22 protein-coding genes are annotated in these 26,133 nt (G+C 69.1%); 10 read left to right on the forward strand and 12 right to left on the reverse strand.

What is annotated here, in order from left to right; translation table 11 throughout:
* Positions 1–72: 72 nt before the first annotated feature.
* Together Ahu01nite_RS33835 and Ahu01nite_RS33840 are read right to left on the reverse strand one after the other, a co-directional pair.
* The gene (locus Ahu01nite_RS33835) at positions 73–888 is read right to left on the reverse strand and encodes an alpha/beta fold hydrolase (RefSeq protein ID WP_203840783.1); all 816 of its coding nucleotides are present in this window, start codon (positions 886–888) and stop codon (positions 73–75) included.
* A gap of 122 nt (positions 889–1,010) precedes the next feature.
* Positions 1,011–1,763: a hypothetical protein gene (locus Ahu01nite_RS33840; RefSeq protein ID WP_203840784.1), complete on the reverse strand. Its 753-nt coding sequence runs from the start codon at positions 1,761–1,763 to the stop codon at positions 1,011–1,013.
* A gap of 170 nt (positions 1,764–1,933) precedes the next feature.
* On the opposite strand from Ahu01nite_RS33840, the gene Ahu01nite_RS33845 reads away from it, so the two are divergent.
* From Ahu01nite_RS33845 to Ahu01nite_RS33855, 3 genes are all read left to right on the forward strand, one after another.
* Positions 1,934–2,371 (forward strand): winged helix-turn-helix transcriptional regulator, encoded by a 438-nt coding sequence (locus Ahu01nite_RS33845; RefSeq protein WP_203840785.1) that lies wholly within the window; start codon positions 1,934–1,936, stop codon positions 2,369–2,371.
* A gap of 21 nt (positions 2,372–2,392) precedes the next feature.
* Positions 2,393–5,188 (forward strand): ATP-binding protein, encoded by a 2,796-nt coding sequence (locus Ahu01nite_RS33850; protein WP_203840786.1) that lies wholly within the window; start codon positions 2,393–2,395, stop codon positions 5,186–5,188.
* A gap of 168 nt (positions 5,189–5,356) precedes the next feature.
* Complete coding sequence (locus Ahu01nite_RS33855; protein ID WP_203840787.1) at positions 5,357–6,166, forward strand: alpha/beta fold hydrolase; 810 nt, start codon at positions 5,357–5,359, stop codon at positions 6,164–6,166.
* Between the two features lie 304 nt (positions 6,167–6,470).
* On the opposite strand, the gene Ahu01nite_RS33860 is transcribed toward Ahu01nite_RS33855, so the two are convergent.
* From Ahu01nite_RS33860 to Ahu01nite_RS33875, 4 genes are all read right to left on the reverse strand, one after another.
* The gene (locus tag Ahu01nite_RS33860; protein ID WP_203840788.1) at positions 6,471–6,743 is read right to left on the reverse strand and encodes a hypothetical protein; all 273 of its coding nucleotides are present in this window, start codon (positions 6,741–6,743) and stop codon (positions 6,471–6,473) included.
* 99 nt (positions 6,744–6,842) lie between these two features.
* On the reverse strand, positions 6,843–8,132 hold the full coding sequence (locus Ahu01nite_RS33865) for a DUF4062 domain-containing protein (protein WP_203840789.1): 1,290 nt from the start codon (positions 8,130–8,132) through the stop codon (positions 6,843–6,845).
* Positions 8,133–8,381: 249 nt separating this feature from the next.
* Positions 8,382–9,146 (reverse strand): hypothetical protein, encoded by a 765-nt coding sequence (locus Ahu01nite_RS33870; RefSeq protein WP_239159344.1) that lies wholly within the window; start codon positions 9,144–9,146, stop codon positions 8,382–8,384.
* 63 nt (positions 9,147–9,209) lie between these two features.
* Entirely contained in the window at positions 9,210–10,250 is a 1,041-nt protein-coding gene (locus Ahu01nite_RS33875) for a hypothetical protein (protein ID WP_203840790.1), read from the reverse strand.
* A 64-nt stretch (positions 10,251–10,314) separates the two neighbouring features.
* On the opposite strand from Ahu01nite_RS33875, the gene Ahu01nite_RS33880 reads away from it, so the two are divergent.
* Positions 10,315–11,139 carry a DUF4253 domain-containing protein gene (locus Ahu01nite_RS33880; RefSeq protein ID WP_203840791.1) on the forward strand — a complete coding sequence of 275 codons (825 nt, stop codon included), beginning with the start codon at positions 10,315–10,317 and terminating at the stop codon, positions 11,137–11,139.
* Positions 11,140–11,262: 123 nt separating this feature from the next.
* Positions 11,263–13,158 carry a glycosyl hydrolase family 28-related protein gene (locus Ahu01nite_RS33885; RefSeq protein ID WP_203840792.1) on the forward strand — a complete coding sequence of 632 codons (1,896 nt, stop codon included), beginning with the start codon at positions 11,263–11,265 and terminating at the stop codon, positions 13,156–13,158.
* Positions 13,159–13,237: 79 nt separating this feature from the next.
* Here Ahu01nite_RS33885 and Ahu01nite_RS33890 read toward each other — a convergent pair whose 3' ends face one another.
* Entirely contained in the window at positions 13,238–13,957 is a 720-nt protein-coding gene (locus Ahu01nite_RS33890; protein WP_203840793.1) for a discoidin domain-containing protein, read from the reverse strand.
* 112 nt (positions 13,958–14,069) lie between these two features.
* Positions 14,070–15,062, reverse strand: coding sequence for an aldo/keto reductase (locus Ahu01nite_RS33895; RefSeq protein WP_203840794.1), 993 nt, complete (start codon positions 15,060–15,062; stop codon positions 14,070–14,072).
* A gap of 57 nt (positions 15,063–15,119) precedes the next feature.
* Between Ahu01nite_RS33895 and Ahu01nite_RS33900 the strand changes: the two genes are divergently transcribed.
* Entirely contained in the window at positions 15,120–16,736 is a 1,617-nt protein-coding gene (locus tag Ahu01nite_RS33900) for an amidohydrolase (protein ID WP_203840795.1), read from the forward strand.
* Here the strand turns inward: Ahu01nite_RS33900 and Ahu01nite_RS33905 are convergent.
* Positions 16,715–17,563, reverse strand: coding sequence for a hypothetical protein (locus tag Ahu01nite_RS33905; RefSeq protein ID WP_203840796.1), 849 nt, complete (start codon positions 17,561–17,563; stop codon positions 16,715–16,717). The genes Ahu01nite_RS33900 and Ahu01nite_RS33905 overlap by 22 nt on opposite strands.
* 107 nt (positions 17,564–17,670) lie before the next feature.
* Positions 17,671–18,108, reverse strand: coding sequence for a hypothetical protein (locus Ahu01nite_RS33910; RefSeq protein ID WP_203840797.1), 438 nt, complete (start codon positions 18,106–18,108; stop codon positions 17,671–17,673).
* Positions 18,109–18,351: 243 nt separating this feature from the next.
* Here Ahu01nite_RS33910 and Ahu01nite_RS33915 point away from each other — a divergent pair, with 243 nt between their 5' ends.
* From Ahu01nite_RS33915 to Ahu01nite_RS33925, 3 genes are all read left to right on the forward strand, one after another.
* Positions 18,352–20,217, forward strand: coding sequence for a ricin-type beta-trefoil lectin domain protein (locus tag Ahu01nite_RS33915; RefSeq protein WP_203840798.1), 1,866 nt, complete (start codon positions 18,352–18,354; stop codon positions 20,215–20,217).
* 131 nt (positions 20,218–20,348) lie between these two features.
* Positions 20,349–22,121 carry a DUF4832 domain-containing protein gene (locus Ahu01nite_RS33920; RefSeq protein ID WP_203840799.1) on the forward strand — a complete coding sequence of 591 codons (1,773 nt, stop codon included), beginning with the start codon at positions 20,349–20,351 and terminating at the stop codon, positions 22,119–22,121.
* Positions 22,122–22,216: 95 nt separating this feature from the next.
* Positions 22,217–23,599 (forward strand): DUF4832 domain-containing protein, encoded by a 1,383-nt coding sequence (locus Ahu01nite_RS33925; RefSeq protein WP_239159345.1) that lies wholly within the window; start codon positions 22,217–22,219, stop codon positions 23,597–23,599.
* A gap of 134 nt (positions 23,600–23,733) precedes the next feature.
* On the opposite strand, the gene Ahu01nite_RS33930 is transcribed toward Ahu01nite_RS33925, so the two are convergent.
* Positions 23,734–24,144, reverse strand: coding sequence for a hypothetical protein (locus Ahu01nite_RS33930; RefSeq protein ID WP_203840800.1), 411 nt, complete (start codon positions 24,142–24,144; stop codon positions 23,734–23,736).
* Positions 24,145–24,240: 96 nt separating this feature from the next.
* Here Ahu01nite_RS33930 and Ahu01nite_RS33935 point away from each other — a divergent pair, with 96 nt between their 5' ends.
* A complete protein-coding gene (locus tag Ahu01nite_RS33935; RefSeq protein WP_203840801.1) occupies positions 24,241–25,110 on the forward strand; it encodes a Pr6Pr family membrane protein in 870 nt (289 codons plus the stop codon).
* Here the strand turns inward: Ahu01nite_RS33935 and Ahu01nite_RS33940 are convergent.
* Positions 25,064–25,921, reverse strand: coding sequence for a polysaccharide deacetylase family protein (locus Ahu01nite_RS33940; protein ID WP_203840802.1), 858 nt, complete (start codon positions 25,919–25,921; stop codon positions 25,064–25,066). The genes Ahu01nite_RS33935 and Ahu01nite_RS33940 overlap by 47 nt on opposite strands.
* Between the last annotated feature and the right edge of the window lie 212 nt (positions 25,922–26,133).

A 26,133-nucleotide genomic window follows, 5' to 3' on the forward strand; every position in this document is an offset into this window, starting at 1 on the left:
CCCCCCCCCCCCCGGCCGAACGATTCGGACACCCATCTCACCGCGGTCTCCCCGCCTCGTCCAGCGGCCCGGTCATGGCAGGAAGTCCAGGAGTTCCTTGTTGAAGTCCTCCTGGAACTTTCCGACCAGGCCGTGCGGCGCACCCGGGTGTACGTGCAGCGTGGCGTTGGGCAGCAGCTTGATCGAGCGTTCCGAGGAGGCCTGGATCGGTACGATCTGGTCGTCGTCGCCGTGCGACAGCAGCACCGGAACGTCGATGCCGCGCAGGTCCCCGGTCATGTTCGTCTCGGAGAACGCGGCGATGCACTCGTACGCCGCCTTGAGCCCGACCGTCATGCTGATCAGCCAGAACGCGTCCCGGACCCCCTGCGAGACGTTCGCGCCGGGCCGGTTGTTGCCGTAGAACGGCTCGGCGAGCCCGCGGTAGAACTCGGAGCGGTCGGCGAGCCCGGCGCGCAGCTGGTCGAAGACCTCGATCGGGGCGCCGCCCGGGTCGTCGCTGGTGCCGAGCAGGTGCGGGGGCACGGCACCGCGCAGCACGACCCTGGCGACGCGTGCCGTGCCGTGCCGGCCGAGGTAGCGGACCACCTCGCCGCCGCCGGTCGAGTGCCCGACGAGGGTGACGCCGGTGAGGTCGAGGGTGTCGAGCAGCGCGGCGAGGTCGTCGGCGTACGTGTCCATGTCGTTGCCGCCCGACGTCTGGGTCGAGCGGCCGTGCCCGCGCCGGTCGTGGGCGATGCCCCGGTAGCCGTGGTCGGCGACGAGCTTGAGCTGCGGGTCCCAGATGTCGGCGTTCAGCGGCCAGCCGTGGCTGAAGACGACCGGCTGCCCGTCGCCCCAGTCCTTGTAGAAGATCTGTGCGTTGTCGGCGGTGGTGATGAAAGGCATGGTGGGTTCCTTCCGTGGTGGGTGCCTTTCCAGGCAACCGCCATCGCCGCCGGCGCGGATCACCCGACCGGATCAGAGCGTCCGCGTGGCCGGTGCGCGCCACCGCGCCGGGGCTCACCCGTTCAGATGAGGAGCGCCTTCCTGACCAGCTCCTCCCGGAACCGCAGCCGCCCACCGTCCTCGATCAACAGTCCGTCCCGCAGCAGCGCCGCGAGGAGCTCAACCGCGAGCGAGTCCGCGGGGAACGACGGGCCGAGGGCCGCGGCGGCGACGAGCGGTTCCCGCACGGCCGGGGGCAGCGAGTCCAGCAGGGTCCGCACCGCCCGCTGTACCCGTTGCTGCGCCAGCACGACGGCGGTCAGCGGCTCCGGGGACCCGAGGGTGATCTCCTGCACCGGCACGTCGTCCGCGACCAGGTCGAGCGGGATCCTGCTGGTGAGGGTCCAGACGATGGGCGAGGCCGCGAGCTGGCCGGGCAGGACGCGCAGGGCGTAGCGGGTGACCGCGTCGGCCCATTGCAGGTCCTCGACGCAGACGAGCAGGGCGGTGGTGGCGGCCCGGGCCCGTAGCTGACCGGCGAGCCGGTCGACGAGCCAGATCGGCTGGGACGCGTACGCCGCGAGCGCCCCGAAGTCCGCCTGTGACAGCACCGGGGCGGGCCCCGAGCGCAGCGCGGTGAGAAGGGGTGCGAGCGGCGCGATGCCCCCGGACGCCGGTGCCGCGGCACGCCCGGTCGCGAAGCCGGCCGCCCGGTCGCGCAGCGCTGTCACGAAGGCGGCGCTCCCCTCGCCGGTGACCGCGATGACGGCGCCGGTCCCGCGGGACAGGGTCCGGCGCAACACTGCGGCAGCGGGAGTGAGATGTCCTGGAAACATCTGTTCAGCAGACCAGGGTCCGGTGTGCCGGGAATCACCTCAACGGATCACCTCGGCGGGCGACAGCGAGCGACGCACCGGCCGGCCTGGTCGTGGACTCATCCGAACAGGTCAGTCCTGACCGTCGGTGACAGCCAGATCCCCAGAGGGAGCCGGAGTAACGTACGCCCATGAAGCGCTCCTCCGTCGGACATCTCCCCTGCTCGATCGCCCGGTCGCTGGATGTCGTCGGCGAGTGGTGGACCCCGGTGATCCTCCGCGAGATCTTCCACGGGCACCGGCGGTTCGAGCAGGTCCTGGGCCGGATCGGGATCAGCCGCAACATCCTGACCGAGCGGCTAGGCACCCTGGTCGAGGCGGGCGTGATCCGCCAGGAGCAATACCAGGAGCGCCCCGCACGGTACGAGTACCACCTCACCGAGCGTGGCCGGGAGCTGCTGCCGGTGCTGGTGGCGCTGATGCAGTGGGGCGACAAGTGGCTGCCCGGGGAGCCGGAGCAGATCGCGGTGCACGGTCCCGCGCAGCATCCCGTACGCGTCATCCTGTCCTGTGTGGAGTGCGGTGAGGTCGACGTCGCGGATGGTAACTTCGCCCCGTCCGTCTCGTAACGCAACTGATAAGGTCCGCGGATGGCGGAGACCGAGCTGCGCGGGCGTGGCGCCGAGTTGACCCGGGCGATCGCGGCGCTGCGCGCGGCGGCGCACACCGGCCAGGGCACGATCATCCTGATCACCGGTGAGGCCGGCATCGGCAAGACGGCGATGCTGCACGCGGTCGCGGAGCAGGCCACCCGGCAGGGCTACGCGGCCGGGTTCGGCAAGGCCGAGGAGATGGACCAGATCGCGCCCGGCGCCCCGCTGCTGGTGGCGCTGCGCTCCGGCGCCCGGCCCCTGCTCGACAGCGACGGCTTCACGGGGCTCGCGAGCCTCTACGGCCAGCACCTGTGGCTGATCGACCGGATCGCGACGCTGCTGGAGGAGCTCGCCGCCCGCGGTCCCGTCCTGATCGCGATCGACGACGCGCAGTGGGCCGACCGGCTCAGCCGCTTCGCGCTGCGCATCCTGCCCGGGCGGCTCGCCGGTTCCCCTGTCGTGTGGCTACTGACCAGCCGCGAGGACCGCGGCACGGCGATCGAGGAGCTGACCGCCGCCGCGGACGCCGACGGCGTCGTGGTGCACCGGCTGGAGCTCGGACCGCTGACCTCGGACGACGTCGAGCACCTGGCCGTCGCCCGGCTCGGGGAACTGCCGGGCGGTCGTGCGTACGAGCTGCTCAGGGGTGTCGGCGGCAACCCCTTCCTCACCGTGCAGCTGCTCGACGGCCTCGCCCGGGAGCAGGCCGAAGGCCGGATCGAGGGCGCCGTCCCGGCCGGGCTGATCACCCTCACCCGCCGCCGGATGGCCACGCTCCCCGCCGGCCTGGCCGACCTCGTGCGCGCCGCCGCCGTCCTGGGCCGGCCACTGCCCGTGGAGGAGGCCGCCCAGCTGCGCGGCGAACCGCTACCGCCCGGCTGGTCCGAACTGGTCGTCGCGACCGGGCTGATGACCGGGCTGATGACCGGGACCGGCGCCCGCGTCACGTTCCGGCACGACCTGGTGCGCGAGTCGGTCTACGCCGACCTGCTCCCGGCGGACCGGCGCGCGCTGCACCGGCGCTGCTGGCACTACCTGATCGCCGCGGGTTACGGGCCGGCCGCCGCGGCCCCGCACGTGCAGGCCTGCGCCGAGCCGGGCGACAACGAGGCCGCCGCTGTGCTGCGCGAGGCCGCCGCGCTGAGCCCGCCGGACACCGCCGGCGACCTGCTCCGGCACGCCCTGAAACTGATCGACCCCGGCCCGGAGAAGTGCCAGGTCGGGCTCGAGGCCGTCGACGCGCTCGTCCGCGCCCAGCGCCCCGCCGACGCGATCGCCACCGCGGACCGGGTGCTCGCGCAGATCCCCGGCGACGACGGCGCGGCCCGGATCCAGGTGCTGGTCGTCCGGGCGCTCTGGCACATGGGCCGGCACGCCGAGATGGTCCGCCGGATCCACGAGACCCTCGCGCTGCCGGCCGTCTCCGCGGACCAGCGGGCCCGGCTCATCTCCGCCGAGGCGCTCACGATGACCCGGACCGAGCCCGCCGCCGTCGCACTCGCCGCCGCCCGGGACGCCCTTGCCGAGGCGCTTCGGCTCGGCGACGTCACCGCGGAGGAGATCGCCACCGAGGCGCTCGGCGAGGTCGCCCGCAACGAGGGCCGGCACGCCGACGCCCTCACCTGCTTCCGCCGCCTCCGGGAGCTCGCCGGCGACCGCTACCTCGGCGAGGAGATCACCGCGCTGCAGCTGCTCGACCGCTACGACGAGGCCGGCGAGCTGCTGGCCGCCGCCCGGCGCGACGACACCCTGCCCCCGTCCGTGCTGTTCGCGCAGATGTGGCAGGACTTCAACCTGAGCCGCTTCGACGACGCGGAGGCCGACGCGCTCACCCTGGTGCGCATCGGTGACGAGCTGGGCAGTCACGCGTACGCCGTCGAGGGCTGGATGATCCTCAGCGCCATCGCCCTCGGCCGCGGTGACCTGGAGAAGGCGTACGAGTACCTGGCCCCCGCCGAGCGCCGGGCGCAGGCCGACGCCGATATCCCGATGCCGGGCCTGGTGCTGATGCGGGGCTGGATCGCGTCGGCGCGCGGCGATGCCGCGGAGAGCGTACGCATCCTGAAACCGCACTTGATGGGCGCGCGGGAATCCCGCAGCTACTGGCCCTGGTGGCCGGGATGGATGCGGGTCTTCACCCAGATCGGGCTGGCCACCGGGGACGAGGAGTTCGTCGCCGAGGCGACGGCCCTGGCCGCCCTCGGGGCCGAGCGCAACCCGGGCGTCCGCAGCTTCGCCGGCCTGGACGCCCAGATCCGCGGAATCGTCGCCGGCGACCTGACCCTGCTCGCCGAGGCCGTCGAGATCCTGCGCCCGGCTCCCCGGCCGATGCTGCTGGCCAGCGCCCTGATCGACCACGGCTTCGCCCTGCTGGAGGCGGGCGCGCACCGGGAGGCCGTCGACCAGCTCGGCGACGCGTGGCACTTCTTCGACAGGGTGGGCAACAAGCCGGCGCTGGCGGCGCTGCAACGGGGCCTGCAGGCCGCGGGCAGCCGTCGCAAACCGTGGGCGGCACCGGCCCGGCCGGTCAGCGGCTGGGGTGCGCTGACCGACAGCGAGCTGCGGGTGGCCCGGCTGATCGGCGCGGGCCGCACCAACCGGGAGGCCGGCGCCGAGCTCGACCTGTCCCCCAACACCGTCGCCACCCACCTGCGGGCGATCTTCGCCAAGCTGGGCGTCCGGTCCCGCGTGCAGCTCGCCAACCTGATGCACACCCTGCCGGAATCCTCCGATGTGGCCCAGGACACGGCGGTGGTCGCGCTCTCCGACCTGGGTCACCCTGAGCGTCCCTGACTGCGGAAACCCGGTCACGCTGATCTGTTCGGGTGAGGCCTTTTTCACCGTACGCGGTGACGGGCCCCACCCCACGTGATCTGTTTCGAGGGTCCCGCGGCCCGCCGTGGCTGATGTCCTGCGGTTACGGGTGCCGAGCACGGCGCCCCCTTCGCGCAAAGGACCACCATGAAACTCTCCCTCCGTAAGGCCGTCATCGGCCTGGCCCTGACCGGTGGCGTCGCAGCGCTGATCCCGGGTGTGGCGGCAGCGTCCACCACCCACGGCCCCAAGCCCACCGTCGTCCTGGTCCACGGCGCCTGGGCCGACGGCTCCAGCTGGAACGGCGTCACCAAGCGTCTCCAGGACGACGGCTACACCGTCGCCGTCCCGCCGAACACCCTGCGCGGCGTCACCGCCGACTCGACCTACCTGGCCGACTACCTCGCCACGGTCAAGGGCCCGATCGTCCTGGTCGGACACTCGTACGGCGGCTTCCTGATCAGCAACGCCGCGCTCGGCAACACCAATGTCAAGGCCCTGGTCTACGTCGACGCCTACGTCCCGGCCGCCGGCGACACCCTGACCAGCCTCACCGCCCTCAACCCGGGCGGCCAGGTCACCGAGGCGAACCTCAACTTCGTCCAGCCCCTCGACAAGACGGCGTCGTACACCGACACCTACATCAAGCCGGAACTCTTCCCGGCCATCTTCGCCAACGACCAGCCCGTCAAGAAGGCCGCCGTCCTCGCCTCGGCCCAGCGCCCCCTGAACGCCGCCGCCCTGCAGCAGCCGTCAGGCACCCCCGCCTGGACCACCATCCCCGTCTGGGACGTGGTCGGCACGGTCGACAACGTCATCCCGGCAGCCACCCAGCGCTTCATGGCCAAGCGCGCCAACGCCCACACCACCGAGATCAAGGCCGCCCACCTCTCCATGGTGTCGCAGCCGGAGAAGGTCGAGAACGTGATCGTCGAGGCCGCCCGTAAGACCTCCTGACCTCGGTCACAAGATGACGGGCCCGGGATCACCCTCCCGGCCCGTCATGCCTCTCCCGCGTTCTGGGATGACGTTCAACGCTCGAAGTACTCGCTCGCCACCGCTTCGTCCCCATTGAAGGTCGCCCGCTCTTCCCACGGCGTTCAGGTGGTGCACCACTCAAACTTCAGTCCGCCGATGATCACTGTGTTCGGCGTCGACCCACCCGCCCCCACCGCGATCCCGTACTCCCCGGCCGCAGCACCACCGACATGCCCGTCCAGCACCAGTCGATCGGCCCGCGCAAACTCGCCACTAACCCGCGCTACATCCGCGGAATCCCCGCTGTGGCCCCGTCGATTGGCCGGCCGAGCTGCCCGGCGCCGGCTTCAGGCGATTCCCCTATGTAAGCGCCTCGCAGCTCGCGGTTGTCAAGGCGCAGATTCACCCCAAGTCGACGGTGAACATGTTGACGACATGTGTGCGGCGGAGAAACACCCAGATCCAGCAGATGAGCCTGCTGCGAAGCAAGCGGCACCGCCTGCAACGACATGAACACCGTCGCCGCAGCCGCCACCCGATTGTCGAAGAGCTCCACCGGGTAATCGGTCGTTGATCCTGGCGCCAAGGGTATCGATGGTGAAGAACGTGCAGCAGCGGGACACTCGACAGTGACTTTTCGCATCAAAACGCTGCACTACTCATCTTCAAATTCCCGCAAAATTTCCCGGTAAGTAATTTTTCGTTGAACTACCTGCACAGTCAACTTAAGCTGCGTCTCCGCAGGCATGCCACTATTCGAATATATCTTGGCGACGAGAACCATCTCCGTATCCAACGAGGATTTTATCTCCAATTCGTTGCTCGAATACACAGTCCGCTGAGGTTGCACGGCTGGAATTTCCAATTCAAGTCTCGACGCCGATCCACCATCGTCGCCTTTCTCTGACCTGATAAATCCTTGCACGTCCCGCGCCGAGGTCATCGTGAAAATGTTGTCACCTACAAAAATTCCACTTGAGCGCTTTTCGGGTGCAGGACGGTACTCACGTGGCCCGACATGAATGCTCTCATATTCACTGACAGGTCGCATCTCTATATATACGTCGCGAACCCCTTCCTCGGAGATATTTGTGACAGCAAGCCTAAAAACTTGTCGGCTCTTTTTCCATTTGAAGTACTCAACCACTTCACGAATGTAGTTTGGGTTTGATCTGCCAACACCGCCGATGCCAAGAATCTCCGCAGCGCCCACCCGGTTTACAGAAATATCAGCCGACGAAGTTGACATCGAACGACCTCCCCGCTCCCCCTCTTCCACGTATTCTGGTATTGAGTCCTCATCAAGGCAGATTACGTGTTCTAACGTTAACAACACTGGCGACGGTGTCGGCGCTGGAGGGTCGCCGATACCAAGAGAGATAATGAGAGGCTGAGGCTTTTCTTCAGCGACCGCGTGCGCATCATCCACACCTCGCGCAATTACTTCCATGATCTTGATTGCAAGCTGCCGACTTATCTTTGTACGGAATTCAGCAATTGATTCATAGCTCTCATTCAGGCCCTCAGGGTATGTGCGATCTTTAAATTCCTTGAGTCGTGAGTACTCAGCTAGATCCAGGCTGTCCAAGTCAGCTTTGGCTCTAGAAAAATACAACATTACAGGCTTACCCGCATCTCCTACACGGCCAATCTCTTCGGCAGTACCACTCACCGCGCTTGCCGTAGGCGTGCCGAGGCGCGTCCAGAAAACCCCGATTGCCATGTCACACTGATCAACTATTTGCCTATTAATCGAAACCTGCGGCGAGGCGTTCATTTCCGGGGCGGTGTCCATTTCCCAGCGCAGCGGGAGGAGCACAAGCCGACGATCCCGAGAGTTAATCGCGTTCCACTCGTGCATTACCTCAGTGAGAATCTGTCGTTCAGTCTGCACATCGCCGGGAGAAGCGATAAGAATCTGTAGCACGCGCGCTTCGAATGACATGCGGTTACACCCTCCAACCCGACCACTATACGGGCATCCACCTAATAAGACAGCGGTGTAGCGAGTGCCTGCAGTCTCTCGCTTGCCGAGCAGATCGGCCATCATCGGATCAGGTAATCGTGGCCACACCGGTGGAAAGATCAACGGGGCGCCCTCGCAAAATCACCGACCCCTTTCCGACTCTAGAGCTCTCGACAGTCCCCGCACCTATGACCTGTCCCCACCCGGGCCCGGCGCATCCCGTTCGAGTCAGACCACCGAATCGTTGGCCAGGAAGGTCCGGGCCTGGTCGGTCAGGCGGGATGCTCCGATGGCGTCTGCCCAGCGGGCGATCTCCGTGGCGAGGCGGACAGCGCCTGCTTCGTCGCCGGTCTCGCGGGCGAGCTCCGCGAGGAGCATCTGCTGGGAGAGGGTGCCGCACACGAGCCCGTGGCGGGCGCCGAGCTCAGTTGCCCGTTCCCAGCGGGCGCGGGCCGATACGAGATCGCCGCGCTCACGGTCGTGGTCGCCGAGGTGCCGCAGCGCTTCGCGGGTGAGCAGGTCGTCCCCCGCATCCAGGGCCGCGGCGTAGTGAGCGGGAGCCGCCTCCCGCTCACCGAACACGTTGTCCGTGATGAGCCCCAGATACATACGCGCCCAGCCCCGGCGTACGGCGTCGGGGGCTTTCTGCGCGAGCTCGCCGGCTCGTTCCCGCAACCGGGGCTCCTGCCCGCCCGCACCGGTCACCTGCCGCAGGTAGTCATGTCGCAGCCGGAGAAATTCCAGATCCCAGCCGCTGCCACCCGGCCCCTCGGCCGCACCCTCCCGGTCCGCGCCGGCCAACCGCCCGGCGGTCAGCGCCGTCCCGGCGAACCAATCGCTCTCCAGGGCAACCTCGACCGCCGCCACGGCCATCCGGCGCCGGTCGCTCTCCCCGACCGGCTGCACGGCGTCGAGCAGCCGCAACGCCATTTGCCACCGTGCCGCGCGGGCGAGGTCAAGCGCGGCGGCGATCGTCTCATCGAGCGAAGTCATGAGCAGCAGGCTATCCACAAGGGATCTGTTATCTGCTCCGAGCGACCGCTTGCGGCCCGCAGGTCAGGCGGGAAGCGCGCCGACCGGGTCAGGGGCCTCGCCTGCGGGGTGCGGACGGGCGGCGATGGCGGCTACCGCGATGAGGGTGAAGCCGGCCAGGGTGCAGTTCAGGTAGGTGCCGGTCTGGCCGAAAAGTCCCTGAACACCGGCCGCCCGCACCAGGTCCGTGGTCGGGCCGAAGGTGAAGGCATCGCCGGCGTGGAGGCGGCCGCCCGTGCCCGCGGTGTCCGGGCCGGTCAGGTAGTAGGCCAGTGACGCGAAGAAGGTGGTCGCCGGGAGGAGCAGGAGGGTGAGGCCCGCCCCGCCGAGCAATGCGACCGGTCGCCGTCGCCGGGCTGCCGCGATGCGGTGGGTGAGCGCCGCCGCTACGAGCCATCCGACGATCATGCCCAGCATGAGCCCCGCGATGGTCAGCGGCACGAAGGCGGCGGGGCGGGAGGGCCATCCGGCGATGGAGATCATCGGGTCGACGTCGGCGGTGGCGTAGTACGCGTACACGCTCAGCTCGGTGTTGCCGTTCGTCGCGTGGAAGTGGGCGTTCCGCAGGAGACCGTCGGAGCCGTCACCCGTACCGACGGATGTGGTGTCCCAGCCGTCGGCTTCCATCCGCTGCCTTGACACCTCGGCCGCTTCGGCGGGGTCCAGGCCGGCGGCGATCGTGTCCATCACATTGAGGTACGAGCTGTCCCCGGTATGGCTGAGCGGCGCACCACCCGGAGGCAGCATCTGCGCCGCGACCGACTCGGCGCCGGGCAGGTCGGCGTACAACGTGGTGCCCACCCAGGACCCGCCTGCCGCCCCCAGCGCCCCACCTACCACCAGCGCCAGCACCGCGGCCACCACGGCCAGCGGCCGCCCACCCGGCAACCGGAACCGCTCCCGCAGCCCATCGGCGGCCAGCTGCCACCGGGCAGCCCGGCTCGGCCTCCCATCCGGCCCGGCCATCTCAATCAAAGTCGCGATCAGTTCCGCCCCGTGCCGCCGCCGCATCCGAGCGGGGTACGCAGCGAGCAGCGGCCCGAAGCCGTGAGTTGAGTTCTGCACGGGCCACACAGTACGGAAGCCGTCATATAACGTCAACCGAGTGGTGGCGTGCATAATCGGAAGCATGCTCGGATTGACGGAAGTGACCGCCGCCCTGCAGGGCAGGCCGGTTCAGGAAGGGCCCAAGGGAGCACTGGTGGTGCCTGGGATCGACCCTGACGGTCTGCACGAGGCCTGGCGGTCGGCGCACGCGCTGCTCCCGGTGACCGGTCGGTGGCCCATTCTCGTCACCACCGACTGGGACGAGGACGTGGTGGCGCCTTCGCCCTTCGACGACGAGGCACAGACGGCGCTGGCCGCCCTCGATCACGCGGCACGCACGGTCGACCCCTGGCTGCATTACCGGCGGGACGACGACGAGGATCCCGAGGTTGAGTCGTCGTTCTACACCGAGGGCTTCTACGGCGTCGACGTCACAGCGCACGTGCAACCGGCGATCGGACCGGGCGCGGGAGCTCAGCAGGTGCTGCGCGCCGCCTACGATCACGTCCTGTCCGATCCCGAGCTGACCGGCCGGGTGCGCGAGCGCACGCGTAACGCCGTGAGCACCGACTTCTGGTTCAAGCCGGACGAGGTGTCTCTGCTTCTGTTGCCCACCGCGTCGCCCTGGCTCGCGCCTTTCTGGGTCGACTTCTACGGCGCCCTGCACGGCATCGACGACTTCGCCGCCGCACTGTGGCAGTGGCACCGGCGATGGGACGTCAGGCTGGTGGCGAGCTGGGACACGATGCTCCAGTTCGAGGTGCACCGGCCGCCGGTTCCGGGCGATGACGCGTGGACGGCGGCCCGGCAACTGCTCGCATTGGGCCCTGACTTCGACATCCATGAGTGGGAGTTGGCGGTCGCGGTGACCAGCGGGGACGCCTGGTTCGTGCACAACCGGCCGTAGTGAAAGGGCACTCGCGATCCCCTCCCCTTAGGCAGCTCTTAACTTTGCTTACTGACGCTGCGTCGCTGGTGGGCGGGTCTATAGCGTCCGGGAGGCTGTCGGCTTTCTTGGAGGTGTCCGCTGATGAGTTTCCACGGCGAAGGTCCCGGTGCGCCCGCTCGGCACCGGCGGGCGCGGCGGCGGGCGACGACCGGGGTGGCTGTCCTGGGGGCGGCGGCGGTTGTCGCTGCGGGGTTGAGCCTGTCGTCGTGGTGGTCGTCGCCGTCGGCTGATGCTGCAACGACCGCAAGCACCGCCGCGACCACGGCCGCGTCGCCGTTCGCGGTGGATGGGCGGGGTGCGCGGGTGCCGTTCACCGAGCTGGAGGCGGAGGATGCGGCGACCAATGGGACCGTGCTGGCGCCGGACCGGCGGTACGGGACCCTCGCGACCGAGGCTTCGGGGCGCCGGGCCGTCACTTTGGACGCGGCCGGGGAGTATGTCGAGTTCACGCTGACCGCGCCGGCTGATGCGATGTCCTTCCGCTACAGCGTGCCGGACAACGCGGCCGGGACCGGGCGGACCGCGAGCGTCGATGTGCAGGCCGGGGGCAACAGCATCGCGGTGGGAGTCACGTCGCGGTATGCGTTCTACTACGGGTCGTTCCCGTTCACCAACACGCCGGGTACGGGTGCGCATCACTTCTACGACGAGACGCGGACCATGTTCGGGCAGACGCTGCCGGCCGGGTCGACGGTGCGGGTGGAGCTGGCGTCGACCGCGCAGACGCCCTCGATCACCGTGGACCTGGCCGACTTCGAGCTGGTCGGGGCGCCGGTCGCCAAGCCCGCCGGCGCGTTGGACGTCGTGGCCGACTTCGGGGCTGACCCGACCGGCTCAGTCGACGCGACGGCGAAATTCCAAGCAGCAGTCGATGCGGGGCGTACGCAGGGCCGCGCGGTGTTCGTACCCAGGGGCAATTTCCTGCTCTTCGGGCATGTGACCGTGGACAAGGTGACCGTGCAGGGGGCGGGACCCTGGTACTCCGTGCTGGGCGGGCGTGACCCCGGCGATCGGTCGCGGGCGGCAGGGCTGTTCGGAAGGTACGCGGGGGCGGGCGGCGCGCCGAGCACCGACGTGACCATCCGTGACCTGGCGATCATCGGTGACATCACCGAACGCGACGACAGTGCGCCGACCAACGCGATCGGTGGTTCGCTGACCGACTCCGTCGTCGACAACGTGTGGTTGCAGCACACCAAGGTCGGGCTGTGGCTGGACGGGGTGACGACGAACTTCACGCTGCGCAACAGCCGGATCCTGGACCAGACCGCGGACGGCGTGAACTTCCACCGGGGCATCACCGGGTCCACCGTGGAGAACACGTTCGTCCGCAACACGGGGGACGACGGTCTGGCGATGTGGTCCCAGACCAACGTCGACGCCGGCAACACGTTCCGCGACAACACCGTCGTGGCGCCGATGCTGGCGAACGCGATCGCGGTCTACGGGGGCACCGACATCACGGTGACGGACAACGTGGTGGCCGACACGATCGTCAGCGGCGGCGGGGTGCACGTGGGCAACAGGTTCGACGACGTGAGCGGGCCGACGGCGGTCGCCGGGACGTTCACGCTCGCGCGGAACACGCTGATCCGGACCGGGTCGCCCAGCGAGTGGGAGTCGGGCATCGGGGCGCTGTGGTTCGACGCCCTGAACGCGCCGCTGACCGGGGCGTCGATCAAGGTGAGCGACACCGACATCATCGACAGCACGTACGCCGCGGTGCAGACCGTGGAGGGCAGCGCGGTGACCGGGCTCGACCTGGACGGTGTACGGATCGCGGGCGCCGGGACGTACGCGCTGCTCTTCCAGACGGCCGGCGCGGCGACCCTGAGCGGGGTCACGGTGACCGGTGCCGCCCAGTCGCCGCCGGTCTACCGCTGCGGCACCGGCTTCACCATCACCGCCGGCGCCGGCAACTCGGGCTGGTCGTCCGACGCCACCACCTGCCCGCCGACCTGGCCCGCCCCGCAGTAGACCGGCGCCGCAACCGGGCGGCCGGCAGCCCCCGTTGCCGGCGTGTCCGCGTCACCGCGAACACCGGCTGGGAGGCCGGTCAGACCGCGGGCTTCACCTCGGCGACGCGGCTCGACTGGTTCACGACGCCGGTGACCACGACTCGTACCTTGGTGGTCGTCACCGGGTCCGCGAAGGCGATCGTGCGGGTCATCGCCGTGCTGGCGCTGACCTTGCCCTGGGTGACCCAGGCGCTGCCGTTCCAGGTCTGCACCTGGTATTCGGAGATGATGCCGTCGACGTGCGAGGTGACGGCGACCCCGGCGACGGTGACCTTGGCCGGGGTGGTGATCGTGAGGGTGTCGGGCTGCTGGTCGGCGGTGTCGTCGTTCCAGAACGTGGCGGCGTCACCGTCGATGGCGCCGGCGGCCTCGTAGTGGCGGGTCACGCCGTCGACCACGTTCGAGGCGTGGACGGTGGACGCGCTCGCCTTCGTGCCGGACGGCCAGGACTTGATCGGGGGTGTGGTCTTCGAGGGGGTCGGCGACGGGGATTTCGAGGGGGTCTTCTTCTTCGACTTGCTGGGATGAGCCGAGGGGGAGGCCGGCGCCGACGCCGACGGTGAGCCGGACGGCGAGGGCTCGGGAGAAGAGGACGGGACCACGGGCGGCGACGCCAGGTTCACCGCGCTCTCGGTGATCACCTGAGTCGCGGGCGGCTCGCTCGCCATCATCATGCCGACGGTGACGACAACGATCGAACCCGCTGTGACGAGGCCGGCGGCGAGCGCCATACCCAGCTGCTTCCTGGTCAGTGACACCGGATTCCCTCAGTTCGCGCATCGACGGGCAGAACGCCGGAACCCTACGCCATCGGTGATCACCGCACGAATTCACGATCCTGTTTAGACGAGCGGCTACTGACTCGTCCGGTCAGGACAGGAGATCCAGCTGGTCGGGGGTCAGTTTGAGGTCGAGGGCGGGAACGGCGGCCTCGAACTGCTCGATCGTCCGGGGGCCGATCAGCGGGATCGCCGTGGGGGCGTCCTGGTGCATCATCCAGGCCAGGACGAGCTGGTTCGGGGTGACGCCGAGGTCGCCGGCGAGGGAGGTGAGTGCCGCGAGCCGGGCGTCGGAGTCCGCACCTGCATACGCTGACATCGCGCTGTGCCCGGCCCGTTTCGCCGGGTCGTCGTAGATGCCCTTGAGGATCGGGGAGTACGCGACGAGCGTCTGGTCGTCGTGTTCGGCGAGGTAGTCGAGCTGTTCGGCGTTGCTGACCGAGAGGTAGGAGCCGTTCGGGCGCAGGTACGAGTGCTGCTGCTGGACGGCGACCGGCAGCGGCCAGCCGTGGCGCTTGCAGAGCTGGCGGATCCGTTCCAGGCGCCAGGTGTAGACGTTGGACCAGCCCAGGTGGCGTACCTTCCCGGCCCGCACGAAGCCGGCCAGGGTCTCCAGGGTCTCCTCGAGCGGGGTGACCCGGTCGTCGACGTGGATGTAGTAGAGGTCGACGTGGTCGGTGCCGAGGCGGCGCAGGCTGCCGTCGAGCGCGTCACGCAGGACCGTGGCGCCGGCGCCGGCGAACGTACGGCGGGCCAGGTCCCAGTTCGCGGTGCCGTCGGCGGCCCACAGATCTGGGGAGTGGACGGGCAGGGCGCTGCCCTTGGTGGCCAGGAAGACCTCGTCGCGGTGGTTGCCGGCGCGCAGCCAGCGGCCCAGCAGTTCCTCGCTCTCGCCGCCACGGCTGCCGGGGGTGGCCCACCACTCGTAGCAGTCGGCGGTGTCGATGAAGCTGCCGCCGACCTCGAGGTAGCGGTTCAGGATGTGAATCGAGTCGGGCTCACCGGTGGCGTTGCCCATCTGCATGGCGCCGAGGGCGAGCCGGCTGATCTGCGTACCCGTGTGTCCCAGTTCTGTCGTCTGCACGGAAACGACGCTAGGACCTGGAGCGCGCTCCAGGTCAAGGACTGCCATTCTCAGTGCATGGACGTTCTTTTCACCGGCGGCCGGCTCTTCGGCACGGACGCTTCCTTCCTGTTGGTACGCGGTGAGCACATCGTCGCGCTCGGCGGCGACGAGGTGAAGGACCGCGCAGCACCCGGCGCGGAGACCGTCGACCTGCGCGGCCGGCTGCTGCTGCCGGGGTTCCAGGACGCCCACGTGCACGCCGTGCTGGGCGGGCTCGAGCTGGGGCTCTGCGACCTGAGCGGCACCACGGACGCCGGCGAGTATCTGCGTCGGATCCGGAACTACGCGGACACACATCCCGAGGCCGGGTGGATCACCGGGGGCGGGTGGTCGATGGAGAGCTTCGCCGGCGGCGTACCCGGCAAAGCGCTGCTGGACGGCATAGCCGGCGGCAGGCCGGTGTTCCTGATGAACCGCGACCACCACGCCGGGTGGGTGAACAGCCGTGCGCTGGAGCTGGCCGGGATCACCGCGGGTACGCCCGACCCGGCGGACGGGCGCATCGACCGCGACGCGGACGGCGAGCCCGTGGGGTGCCTGCAGGAGGGGGCGATGGCGCTGGTCGCCGGGCTCGTCCCGGATTCGACGCCCGGCGATCGGCTGGCCGGGCTGTTGCGGGCCCAGGAATTGCTGCATTCGCTCGGGGTGACCGCGTGGCAGGACGCGATGCTGTGCGGCGCGAACGGTTATCCCGACCATTCCGACGCCTATCTGGCGGCGGCGGCCGACGGTTCGCTGCTGTCGCGCGTCGAGGGCGCGCTGTGGTGGAACAGGGACCGCGGCGCCGAGCAGATCGAGACGTTGCTGGGGCAGCGCGACACATTCAGCGTGGGAAATCTGCGCAGCCGGTCGGTCAAGTTCATGCTCGACGGCGTCGCGGAGAATTTCACCGCCGCGATGACCGCGCCCTATCGCGACAGGTGCGGGCACCCGACCGGGAACAGCGGCCTGTCGTTCATCGATCCGGCGGCCCTCGCGGAATACGTGACGGCGGTCGACGCGCTCGGATTCCAGGCGCATTTCCACGCGCTCGGCGACCGGGCCGTCCGGGAGGCTCTCGACGCGGTCGCCGCCGCCCGGAAAGCCAACGGGATGCGGGACACGCGGCCGCATCTCGCGCATCTGCAGGTCGTGCATCCCGATGACGTACGCCGCTTCGCCGCGCTCGGGGCCACCGCGAACATCCAGGCCTACTGGGCGACGCACGAACCGCAGATGGACGAGCTGACCATTCCGTTCCTGGAACCGTCGCTGGCGGGATGGCAATACCCGTTCGGCGATCTGGCGCGGGCCGGGGCCCGGCTCGCGGCGGGCAGCGACTGGCCGGTGACGACCGCGGATCCGCTGCTCGGCGTGCACACCGCGGTGAACCGCGCGCATCCGGATTCCGGGGAGCCGCCGTTCCTGGCGGGCCAGGCGTTGGGGATTTTGCCGGCGCTCACGGCGTACACACAGGGGTCGGCATTTGTGAATCACCGGGATGACAGCGGTGAACTCAGGCCCGGCCACCGCGCGGATCTCGTCGTTCTGGACCGTGACCTGCTCGCGGGCCCGGCGGAAGCGATCGCCGAGGCCCGCGTGGACCTCACCTACGTGGGTGGTTCGCTGGTCTACTCGTCGCGCGACGCGTGAGCACCCTGGCGGGCGTCCTCGGTCTCCCCGGCTTCTTCGGTCTCGTCCTCCTCAGCCTCATCGGACGAGGAGGAAGCCGTGGCCTGCTGAGGGATGATCATGGGCAGCTGGCCGGTCGGCTGGCGCAGGGCCGGGGTGAACGTGACAGGCTCGGGCTCCTGCTTGCCCAGGTCGCCGCTGACCTGCGGCTGGTCCACCCAGAGTGAGCGCAGCTGACCCTGCATGAAGCTGGTCAGCCGGCCGCGGTAGTCCCGGTCGAATGCTTCCAGTGCCTCGATCTGCTGCTGCAACGCCTCGCGCCGGGCGCCGAGGCTGCCCACCACGTCGTCGTAACGCTGCTGGGCGGCCAGGCGCAGCTGGTCGGCGTTGGCCTGGGCGTCGGCGGTGATCCGGCCGGCCTCGCCCCGGGCCTCCAGGACGACCTTGGCGGCGTTGCGCTGCGACTCCTCGACCCGCTCGTGGGCGTCGCGGACGACCTGCTCGGCGTTGGCCCGGGCCTCGAGCAGCACCTGCTCGGCCTCGCGGCGCACGTTGTGGCCGTGCATCTGGGCCTCACGGCCGATCTCCTCGGCCGCGGCGAGCGCGTCCGTGCGGATCTTGTCGGCCTGCTGCTGGGCCCGCTGGAGGTGCTCCTCCGCGGTGCGCTGGGCCATGGTGAGCACCTGCAACGCCTGGTTCGGCGGGATGCCCTGGCCCTGCTGGTTCTGCTGCGCCTGCCCGTGCTGGGGCTGACCCTGTTGCGCTTGACCGGGCGCGAGCAGCTGGTGCTCGGAGGTGGCATTGTCCGGGGACGTCCCGTTGAACATCACTTTTACACGATCCTTCATCCGATTGTCTGTCACCGGAGACCTCCGCACGTGGCCCTGGAACGGCGGGATGCTACCAACCGAACCAGGGCACGCGCGAGAGTGGTTCGCGTTCCGGGGTTAACTGATTACGGCGAGGTGCTGCCGCTGGACGCGATCGAGATCAGGCTGCCGCCGCACGCGCACAGGATGATGAACAGCGCGACGCCCAGCATGATCCAGGTGGCGACCATGCCGGGGAACTTCTGCGGCGGGCTGCCGAGCGCGCCGCCGAGGAACGCGATCGTGGGCGCCTTGTACTCGAGCTCGACGGTCTCACCCGGCTGCACGGTGACGCCGAGGTCGGCGCTGCCGATCCGCGACGGGATCAGGTAGGGCACGTGCACGTGGACGTGGTGCTGGCCCGCCGGCACGGGGACGACGGTGCGCCCCCAGGCCTTCGCCACGATGTGGCCGTTGAAGCTGATCTCCGGCTTGAAGAGCCCCATCAGGAATGCGAGCCAGAAGTACTTGGTCGTGATGGCGATCGCCCCGCCCGGAGCGCCCTGCTGCTGTCCTGGATACACCGTGGTCCCCTGCCCCGTTCAACTGTGCCTTCATCCTGCCGTTGCGGCAGTCGGCAGAGGATAGGGCACAACGCGCCCACCAGGGAAGAAGGTCCCTCCCGTGAGGTAACAACGGGCTGAAACTCCCCATTTGTTACACCGGTCATGGACAGCGCCCGATCCGTTCGGCCATGGTCGCGACGCCGCGGATCCCCGCGCGCCTTCCCCCTTGAAAAAAACCGAGCCCCTTGGAAAGGAACCGAGTTGCGCAGAACCACCAAGCGGCGGCTGTTCTCATCGGGAGTGGTGGCCGCCGTCGTCATCGGCGCCGCGGCCTACGTCACCGCCACCGTGCTGCCGTCATCCGCGGCGACGAGCGCCAACGTCTGGCTCACCACCCCCGACCGGACGAATCTGCTCACCCAGCAGGCGGCGGTCGCGTTCGGCGGCACCGGATCGGGCACCGTCATCACGGTCGATCCCGCGAAGACGTACCAGAGCATGGTCGGTTTCGGTGCCTCGTTCACCGACTCCGCCGCGTACAACATCTTCCATTCCCCGCAGCGCGACGCGGTGATGACAAAACTGTTCGACCCGGCCGCCGGAATCGGCCTGAGCTGGGTGCGCCAGCCGATCGCGGCCAGCGATTACTCACGCTCCTTCTACACCTACGACGACGGCGCGGGCTTCTCGATCGCGCACGACCAGGACTACATTCTTCCGCTGCTCACCCAGGCCCGCGCGCTGAACCCCCAGGTCACTTTCATGGGTACGCCGTGGAGCGCACCCGCCCGCATGAAGACCAATTCCGCGTTGATCGGCGGCTCGCTGAAAGACGCCAGCATCGGTGACTACACGGACTATCTCGTCAAGTTCGCGCAGGCGTACCGCGATGCGGGCGTACCCATCGGATATCTGAGCGTGCAGAACGAGCCGAAGTTCTCGCCGCCGGGTTATCCGGGCATGCTCATGACCGCCGACCAGCAGGCCCGCGTCATCAACGCGCTCGCCCCGAAACTCGCGGCGGCTGGGCTGAGCACCAGGATCCTCGGGTACGACCACAACTGGGACGACACCACGTACGCCCAGAGCGTCAACTCCGCCGCCGGCGCCAACGTCGCGGGCTCGGCCTGGCACTGCTACGCGGGTGACCCGGCCGCGCAGAGCACCGTGCACAACGCCCAGCCGGCGAAGGACCTGTTCTTCACCGAGTGTTCGGGCACCGAGTCGTCGGACACCTCGAAGACGTTCGGCGACAGCCTGTGGTGGCAGGGCCGCAACCTCGCGATCGGCGCGACCCGCAACTGGGCGAAGACCGTGACCACCTGGAACATGGCCCTGAACGCCCAGCACGGCCCGGTGATCGGCAGCTGCACGAACTGCACGGGCGTGGTGACCACCGACGGCGGTTCGGTGAGCTACAACGCGGAGTACTACGTGCTCGGGCATCTCAGCAAGTTCGTCAAGCCGGGCGCGGTGCGCATCGACTCGACGGCGGTCGCGCAGGGCGGCATCGAGAACGTCGCCTTCCGCAACCCGGACGGGACGATCGCGCTGGTCACGGTGAACACCGGTGGCGCGCAGGACTTCCAGGTCTCGTTCCAGGGCCAGAAGTTCGGTTACCGCCTCCCGGCCGGTTCCATGGCCACCTTCACCTGGCCCGGCGGTGGCGCGACGACGCCGCCTGCCACCACGCCGCCCACCACCACGCCGCCCACCACCACGCCGCCTGCCACCACGCCGCCGGCCTCGGGGGTCAAGCTTGTCGGCGCGGGTGGGAAGTGCCTCGACGTCACGGGCAGCTCCGCCGCGAACGGGACGCTGCCCCAGGTCTGGGACTGCTTCGGCGACGCGAACCAGCTCTGGCAGCACCCGGCGGACACCACGCTGCGCTCGCTCGGCAAGTGCCTCGATGTGAAGGACAACCTGACAACTGACGGCGCGGCGGTCCAGATGTGGGACTGCTTCGGCGGCCCGAACCAGCAGTGGACGTACACCGCCGGCCACGACCTGGTGAACGTGGCGAGCGGTAAATGCCTCGATATCAAGGACGCCGCCACCACCAACGGTGCAAAACTGCAGATCTGGACGTGTACGGGCGCGGCGAACCAGAAGTGGGCGGGCCTCTGACGGTCCCCGCCGCACGACAGCGCCCCCGGGTTCTCCCGGGGGCGCCCTTTTTTACCAAAGTTTGTTCACCATCACCCGAATTCCCCTGGAGTACCTCAATATATGAATAGACACCTGCCGATAGGAGAGCCATGCCCCTGAAGCGAGCCCTGCCCCTCAAACGAGCCCTGCCCCTCAAGCGCTTACTGGCCGCGGCCGTCGCCGGGCTGTTCGGTGCGACCGCCCTCGCCGTCACCCCGGCCCATGCCGCGATCACCTCACCGGCGGCCACGAACACCGCCACGACGGTCACCTACACGTTCGGCTACACCGGCGCTCCGGCCTTCCGCCGGGTCTATGTGGACGCCGACCGCAGCACCGCCACCGGCTTCGCGACCGCCGGGGTCGGCGCCGACTTCCTGCTCGAGAACGGCACCCTCTACCGCAATTCCGGCAGCGGCTGGAGCTGGACCTCGGTCGCCACGGTCACCCACACCGCGGCGAACGGCACCGCCACCTGGACGGTCAACCGGTCGGACCTGGGCGAGACGGCGACCCCGGGCGACGCCGACCTGGTCTTCCAGATCGAGTCCCCGCTCGAGACCTCAGCGAAGATCACGCAGACCTACACCGGCGGCTCGGACGGCTCCGTGTCCTACGCCGCGAGCACCGAGGACATCACGAACCCGGAGCGCGGGCTCTACCACCACACCCAGGACTGCGACGCGGCCGACTTCAACCAGTCGACCCTGGCGGCGTACCGCGCGAACGATCACATCTCGCTGGTCATGTGCATCTTCTACCTGGCCGCGTTCAAGAACTCCGCGATCAGTGCGGACGCTCTCGCGAAGTTCCAGCGCCAAGCGGACACCGTGCGGGCAGCCGGGCTCAAGATGATCGTCCGGTTCGCGTACACCACGAACACCGCCGGCGACGACGCCCCGCTGAGCCGGGTTCTCGCCCACATCGACCAGCTCAAGCCGCTCCTGCAGGCGAACAGCGACGTCATCCACGTGATGCAGGCGGGCTTCATCGGCGCCTGGGGCGAGTGGTACTACACGCAGAACTTCGGCAACGCCGGCGTCGTCTCCGCCACCGACAAGGCGAACCGCAAGGCCGTCGTCGACAAGCTGCTCAGCGCGCTGCCGGCCGACCGCATGGTCCAGCTCCGCACACCGGCATTCAAACGCGACTTGTACGCGACGGAGCCCGTTTCCGCCGCGCAGGCGTACACCGGAACGCCGGTCGCCCGCCTCGGGCACCACAACGACTGCTTCCTGGCAAGCCCCGACGACTACGGCACGTTCGTCAACCCCGCCGTGGAATACCCGTACCTCGCCGCGGACACGAAGTACGTCGTCATGGGCGGCGAGACCTGCGGCGTGAACTCCCCGCGCTCGGACTGCCCGACCGCGACGCAGGAGCTCGCGCTGTTCCACTACAACTACCTCAACACCGACTACAACCAGTCCGTCCTGAACACCTGGACGGCCGGCGGGTGCATTACCACGGTCCGGCGCAGCCTCGGCTACCGCTTCGCCCTCACCACCGGGGTGTACCCGGCCACCGCCACCCGCAACGGCACCCTGGCGGTCCGGTTCACCGTCCGCAACGACGGCTGGTCGGCGCCCGCCAACCCGCGCAAGGCCGTGCTCGTGCTGCGCAACACCGGCACCGGGGCGCTCTACCGGCTCCCGCTCGCCGCCGACCCGCGCCGCTGGGCGGCCGGCACGACCACCACGGTCAGTGAGTCGCCGTCGCTCACCGGCATCCCCGCGGGCAGCTACCGGTTGCTGCTCAGCCTGCCCGACCCGGCGACCGGCCTCGCGGCCCGCGCCGACTACGCGATCCAGCTCGCCAACACCGGCGTGTGGGAGGCCACGACCGGTTACAACGACCTGCTGCGTACCGTGACCATTGCTTGAGAAATGCTGAAGGGCGCTCGGGGCAGATTCCCCCGAGCGCCTTTCTTTTATCGTGTTATGCGGCTTTTCATCGGAGTTTGTCCTAGCGTATTCTCATGCCTCTGAAACGCATGCCGGCCGCGGCTCTCACCGGTCTGCTCTGTGCCACCATTGTCGGCGCGGCCCCGCCCTTCGCCACGAAGGCCCGCGCCGCGGACAACTCGGTTGCCTACAGCGCGGACGGCGCCGACATCGCCAATCCCGAGCGCGGTTTCTACCACTACCCCGGAAACTGTGACTCGCACGACTTCGACCGTGATCGACTTCTGTCGTTCCGCAGAAAAGAGCACATCTCACTTGTGATGTGCATGTTCTATCTCACGCCGTACAAGCATTCCCCGATCAGCGACGCGGCCCTGAAGCAATTCCAGCAACAAGCCGATGTCGTACGCTCGGCGGGGCTCAAAATGGTCGTCCGGTTCGCCTACACCGCCGATATGGGCGGCGACGATGCCACATCGGACCGTATCCTCGCGCACATCGACCAGCTCGCACCCGTACTGCGCGCCAACGCCGACATCATCCACGTCCTGCAGGCGGGTTTCATCGGCGCCTGGGGCGAGTGGTACTACACGCAGAACTTCGGCAACCTCGGCCAGATCTCCCCGGCCGACTGGGCCAACCGCAAAGCCATCCTGGACAAGCTGCTCACGGTGCTACCGGCCGACCGCATGCTCCAGGTCCGCACCATGGCCTACAAGCAGACGTTGTACGACCCCGATCCCGTCTCGGACGCCGAGGCCTACTCCGGCACCATCCCCGCCCGCCTCGGCCACCACAACGACTGTTTCCTGGCCGCCGCCGACGACATGGGCACGTTCCGCAACCCGAACGCGGAGTACCCGTACCTCGAGGCGGACACCCGGTACGTCGCCATGGGCGGGGAAACCTGCGCCAAGAACTCCCCCCGCACGGACTGCCCGACCGCGGTCCAGGAGCTGACCCAGTTCCACTACAACTTCCTCAACGAGGACTACCACCCGGACGTGCTCGCCAGCTGGTCCTCCGGCGGCTGCATCGACACCATCCGCCGCAGCCTCGGCTACCGCTTCACCCTCGTCAGCGGCTCCTACCCGGACACCGCCGCCCCCGGCGGCACCCTGCCGATCACCTTCACCGTCCGCAACGACGGCTGGTCCGCCCCGGCCAACCCCCGCGACGCCGCCCTGGTCCTGCGCAACACCGAAACCGGCATCAACTACCTCCGCTTCCTCAGCACCGACCCCCGCCACTGGGCCCCCGGCACCACCACCACAGCCACCGAAACCGTGTCCCTGAACGGTCTCGCACCCGGCACGTACGACCTCCTTCTCGACCTGCCCGACCCTGGCGCCCGCCTGGCCGGCCGCCCCGAGTACTCCATCCACCTCGCCAACGAGAACCTCTGGGAACCCAGCACCGGCTACAACAAACTCCGCCACAAGGTGACCATCAGCTGACCCACCACAACACCCGGCCCGGGCCGACGGCGCTCCCTACGCCGCCGGCCCGTCAGTAACCGCCCGTCAGTACCGCGCGTCAGTGGTGACCCGTCGGCGCTGGCCCGTCGGCAGCGGTTTGTGGCCGTCAACGGTCAGGGCTGCCGGCGGAGCAGCACTCGGATGGTCAGCCAGCACAGATGGGCGAAGCAGAACGCAGCGACGGCGTAACCCGTGAGCTGGCGCCACCGCACGTCGTCGGAGTTCGCGAAGATCAGCCCGATCACGACGCCCGCGATGTCGAGCCGGGCCGTGCGCCACGCGGCTCCCCCACGCCCGACCTGCCGGAACGGGTCCCGCCCGATCGCCACCCGCAGCGCGTCGGCGAACTGGACCCGGCTGAACTCGTTGCGGCCACCGGCTTCCACGGTCTCGTCGAGGATCGGCCGGACGATCTCCAGCTCCTCGGCGGACAGCCGCGCGACGTGCGGGCGCGGCCCGGCATGGATCGTGACGACAAAGCCCTTGCCGCGCGGTACGGCTTCCCAGGTATCGATGACAACCATCGTAGGGGTGCCGCGCGCCCGCCGCGAGACTCCCGCATAATCCAGAGAATCGATCAAGCCCCCTTGAGCATGACCCGCCGGAAGGACCCTCCCCCGATGACCGTCCTGTCCCGTCCCGAGCTGTGGTGGCGGGTGGCGATCGTCGCCTGCGGCTACACCGGCTTCCAGATGGACCAGCACCGGTTCGCCTACTACACGAACCAGAGCAACCTGATCGTCCTCGGCTACTTCGGCGCCACGATCTACTGGATGCTGAAACGCGGCACCACCGCTCCGGCCGCACCCCGGCTCCGCGGCCCGGTCACGCTCTGGATCGTGATCACGTGCCTGATCTCGCATTTCGTGCTCAACCACGGCGCCAACCCGCTACCCGGCCTCACCCACGGCGACCCAGCGACCGAACTCACCAACCGCTCGCTCTTCCTGATGCACTACGCGGTGCCGATCATGGTCCTGCTCGACTGGCTCCTCTTCGGCCCCCGCCGGGCATCACCCTGGCGAGACCTCCCGCTCTGGCTCATCTACCCGTTCGTGTACGGCATCACGTCCATCTTCCGAGCCATCCTCTTCCCCGAGGTCCCGGACCGCTACCCGTACTTCTTCTTCAGCCCCGAGGGCAAGGGCTACCTGGGCGTAGCGCTCTGGATGGTCGCCCTCCTGGCCCTCTTCGCCCTCCTCGGCGCAGCCCTCCTGACCCTCGACCGCCTCCTCGCCGCCCTCCCCCGCAGAACCGCCCCTGCGCCCCCAGCCACCGCGAGCCAAACCGCCACCGCAGGCCAAGCCCGCGCACCACGCCAAGCAGGCCCAGCCGACGGCCGGGCCAGCCACCCGAGCGACGACTCAGGGAAGCCCGGGCTGGTTACAGGGCCGGGAATCGCAGGACCGGAAATCACAGGGCCAGGAATCACAGGGCCAGGAATCACAGGGCCACGAAGCGGTAGCCCTTCGCCGACAGCGCGGGGATGACCTTCTTCAGCGCTGTGTAGGTCTGGGAGCGATCGCCGCCGCCGTCGTGGCAGAGCATGATCTGCCCGGGGCGGGCGGCCATCAGGCGGTGCTCGATGGCGGGGGCGCCGGGGCGGGACCAGTCGCGGGGGTCGGTGCTCCAGTCGACCGGGAGCAGGCCCGCGCGGGCGGCTTCGCGGAGGACCGTCGGGGACCAGTCGCCGCCGGGGGAACGGAACAGCTTCGGGGCGTACCCCGTGGTCTTCTGGATTTTGGCCTGGGCCCTGGCGATCTCCTTGGCCACCTGCGGGCCGGACTTGCCGGCGAGCTTGGTCGGGTGGCTCCAGGTGTGGTTGGCGAGCTGATGACCGGCGCCGACGACCGTCTTGGCGATCTGCTCGTGGCCGAGCACCTGGTTGCCGATCATGCAGAACAGGGCCGGCACGTGGTATTTGTCGAGCAGGTGCAGGATCTTCGGGGTCCAGATCGGGTGCGGCCCGTCGTCGATGGTCAGCGCCACGGCGTCGGTGGGGAACGGCGGCGCCGAGGACATCCGGCGGTAGTCCGCCAGCGTGAAGATCGGCTTCTTCTGCGTCGGCAGCCCCCGCGGCTTGGCCGGGGCGCTCTCCTTGGGCGGGGTGCGCGGCTTTGTCGTCGCCCGCGGCGTGTGCTCGGGTCTCGCCGCCGACACGGACCCAGCCGTCGCCGCCCCGCCGAGCACGAGCAGCCCGGCAGCTCCCGGCACAGCGGTCAGCAACCGCCGCCTTGTCACGGTGCCCTCGCCGACCTCGTCACGAAGCCGATCGAGGCCGCCGCTGAGCCTCTCCAGCACCAGCGACACCTCCACTGAACACGATCCACACGGATCGACCATCGCCGACCGCCGGGAACGCTAGCAGTATGCGTCAAACCGGTTCCAGCTGACACATGTACGTCGATATATGCCCCAACCCGGAGAGTGCGACACCTGACACGGCGCGTACGCAGGACACGGCGCCTACGCAGGACACAGGGCGTACGCAGGACACGGCGCCTACGCAGGAC

Source organism: Winogradskya humida, from assembly GCF_016862215.1.
GTDB classification, from domain to species: Bacteria; Actinomycetota; Actinomycetes; order Mycobacteriales; family Micromonosporaceae; genus Actinoplanes; species Actinoplanes humidus.

Bases quoted from the DNA above. Each gene is read 5' to 3' on its own strand.
- Ahu01nite_RS33870 (WP_239159344.1), bottom strand. From the start codon at position 9,146: ATGACTTCGCTCGATGAGACGATCGCCGCCGCGCTTGACCTCGCCCGC.
- Ahu01nite_RS33865 (WP_203840789.1), bottom strand. From the start codon at position 8,132: ATGTCATTCGAAGCGCGCGTGCTACAGATTCTTATCGCTTCTCCCGGC.
- Ahu01nite_RS33850 (WP_203840786.1), top strand. From the start codon at position 2,393: ATGGCGGAGACCGAGCTGCGCGGGCGTGGCGCCGAGTTGACCCGGGCG.
- Ahu01nite_RS33885 (WP_203840792.1), top strand. From the start codon at position 11,263: ATGAGTTTCCACGGCGAAGGTCCCGGTGCGCCCGCTCGGCACCGGCGG.
- Ahu01nite_RS33930 (WP_203840800.1), bottom strand. From the start codon at position 24,144: ATGGTTGTCATCGATACCTGGGAAGCCGTACCGCGCGGCAAGGGCTTT.
- Ahu01nite_RS33920 (WP_203840799.1), top strand. From the start codon at position 20,349: ATGCCCCTGAAGCGAGCCCTGCCCCTCAAACGAGCCCTGCCCCTCAAG.
- Ahu01nite_RS33835 (WP_203840783.1), bottom strand. From the start codon at position 888: ATGCCTTTCATCACCACCGCCGACAACGCACAGATCTTCTACAAGGAC.
- Ahu01nite_RS33925 (WP_239159345.1), top strand. From the start codon at position 22,217: ATGCCTCTGAAACGCATGCCGGCCGCGGCTCTCACCGGTCTGCTCTGT.
- Ahu01nite_RS33935 (WP_203840801.1), top strand. From the start codon at position 24,241: ATGACCGTCCTGTCCCGTCCCGAGCTGTGGTGGCGGGTGGCGATCGTC.
- Ahu01nite_RS33900 (WP_203840795.1), top strand. From the start codon at position 15,120: ATGGACGTTCTTTTCACCGGCGGCCGGCTCTTCGGCACGGACGCTTCC.
- Ahu01nite_RS33840 (WP_203840784.1), bottom strand. From the start codon at position 1,763: ATGTTTCCAGGACATCTCACTCCCGCTGCCGCAGTGTTGCGCCGGACC.
- Ahu01nite_RS33905 (WP_203840796.1), bottom strand. From the start codon at position 17,563: ATGAAGGATCGTGTAAAAGTGATGTTCAACGGGACGTCCCCGGACAAT.
- Ahu01nite_RS33855 (WP_203840787.1), top strand. From the start codon at position 5,357: ATGAAACTCTCCCTCCGTAAGGCCGTCATCGGCCTGGCCCTGACCGGT.
- Ahu01nite_RS33880 (WP_203840791.1), top strand. From the start codon at position 10,315: ATGCTCGGATTGACGGAAGTGACCGCCGCCCTGCAGGGCAGGCCGGTT.
- Ahu01nite_RS33845 (WP_203840785.1), top strand. From the start codon at position 1,934: ATGAAGCGCTCCTCCGTCGGACATCTCCCCTGCTCGATCGCCCGGTCG.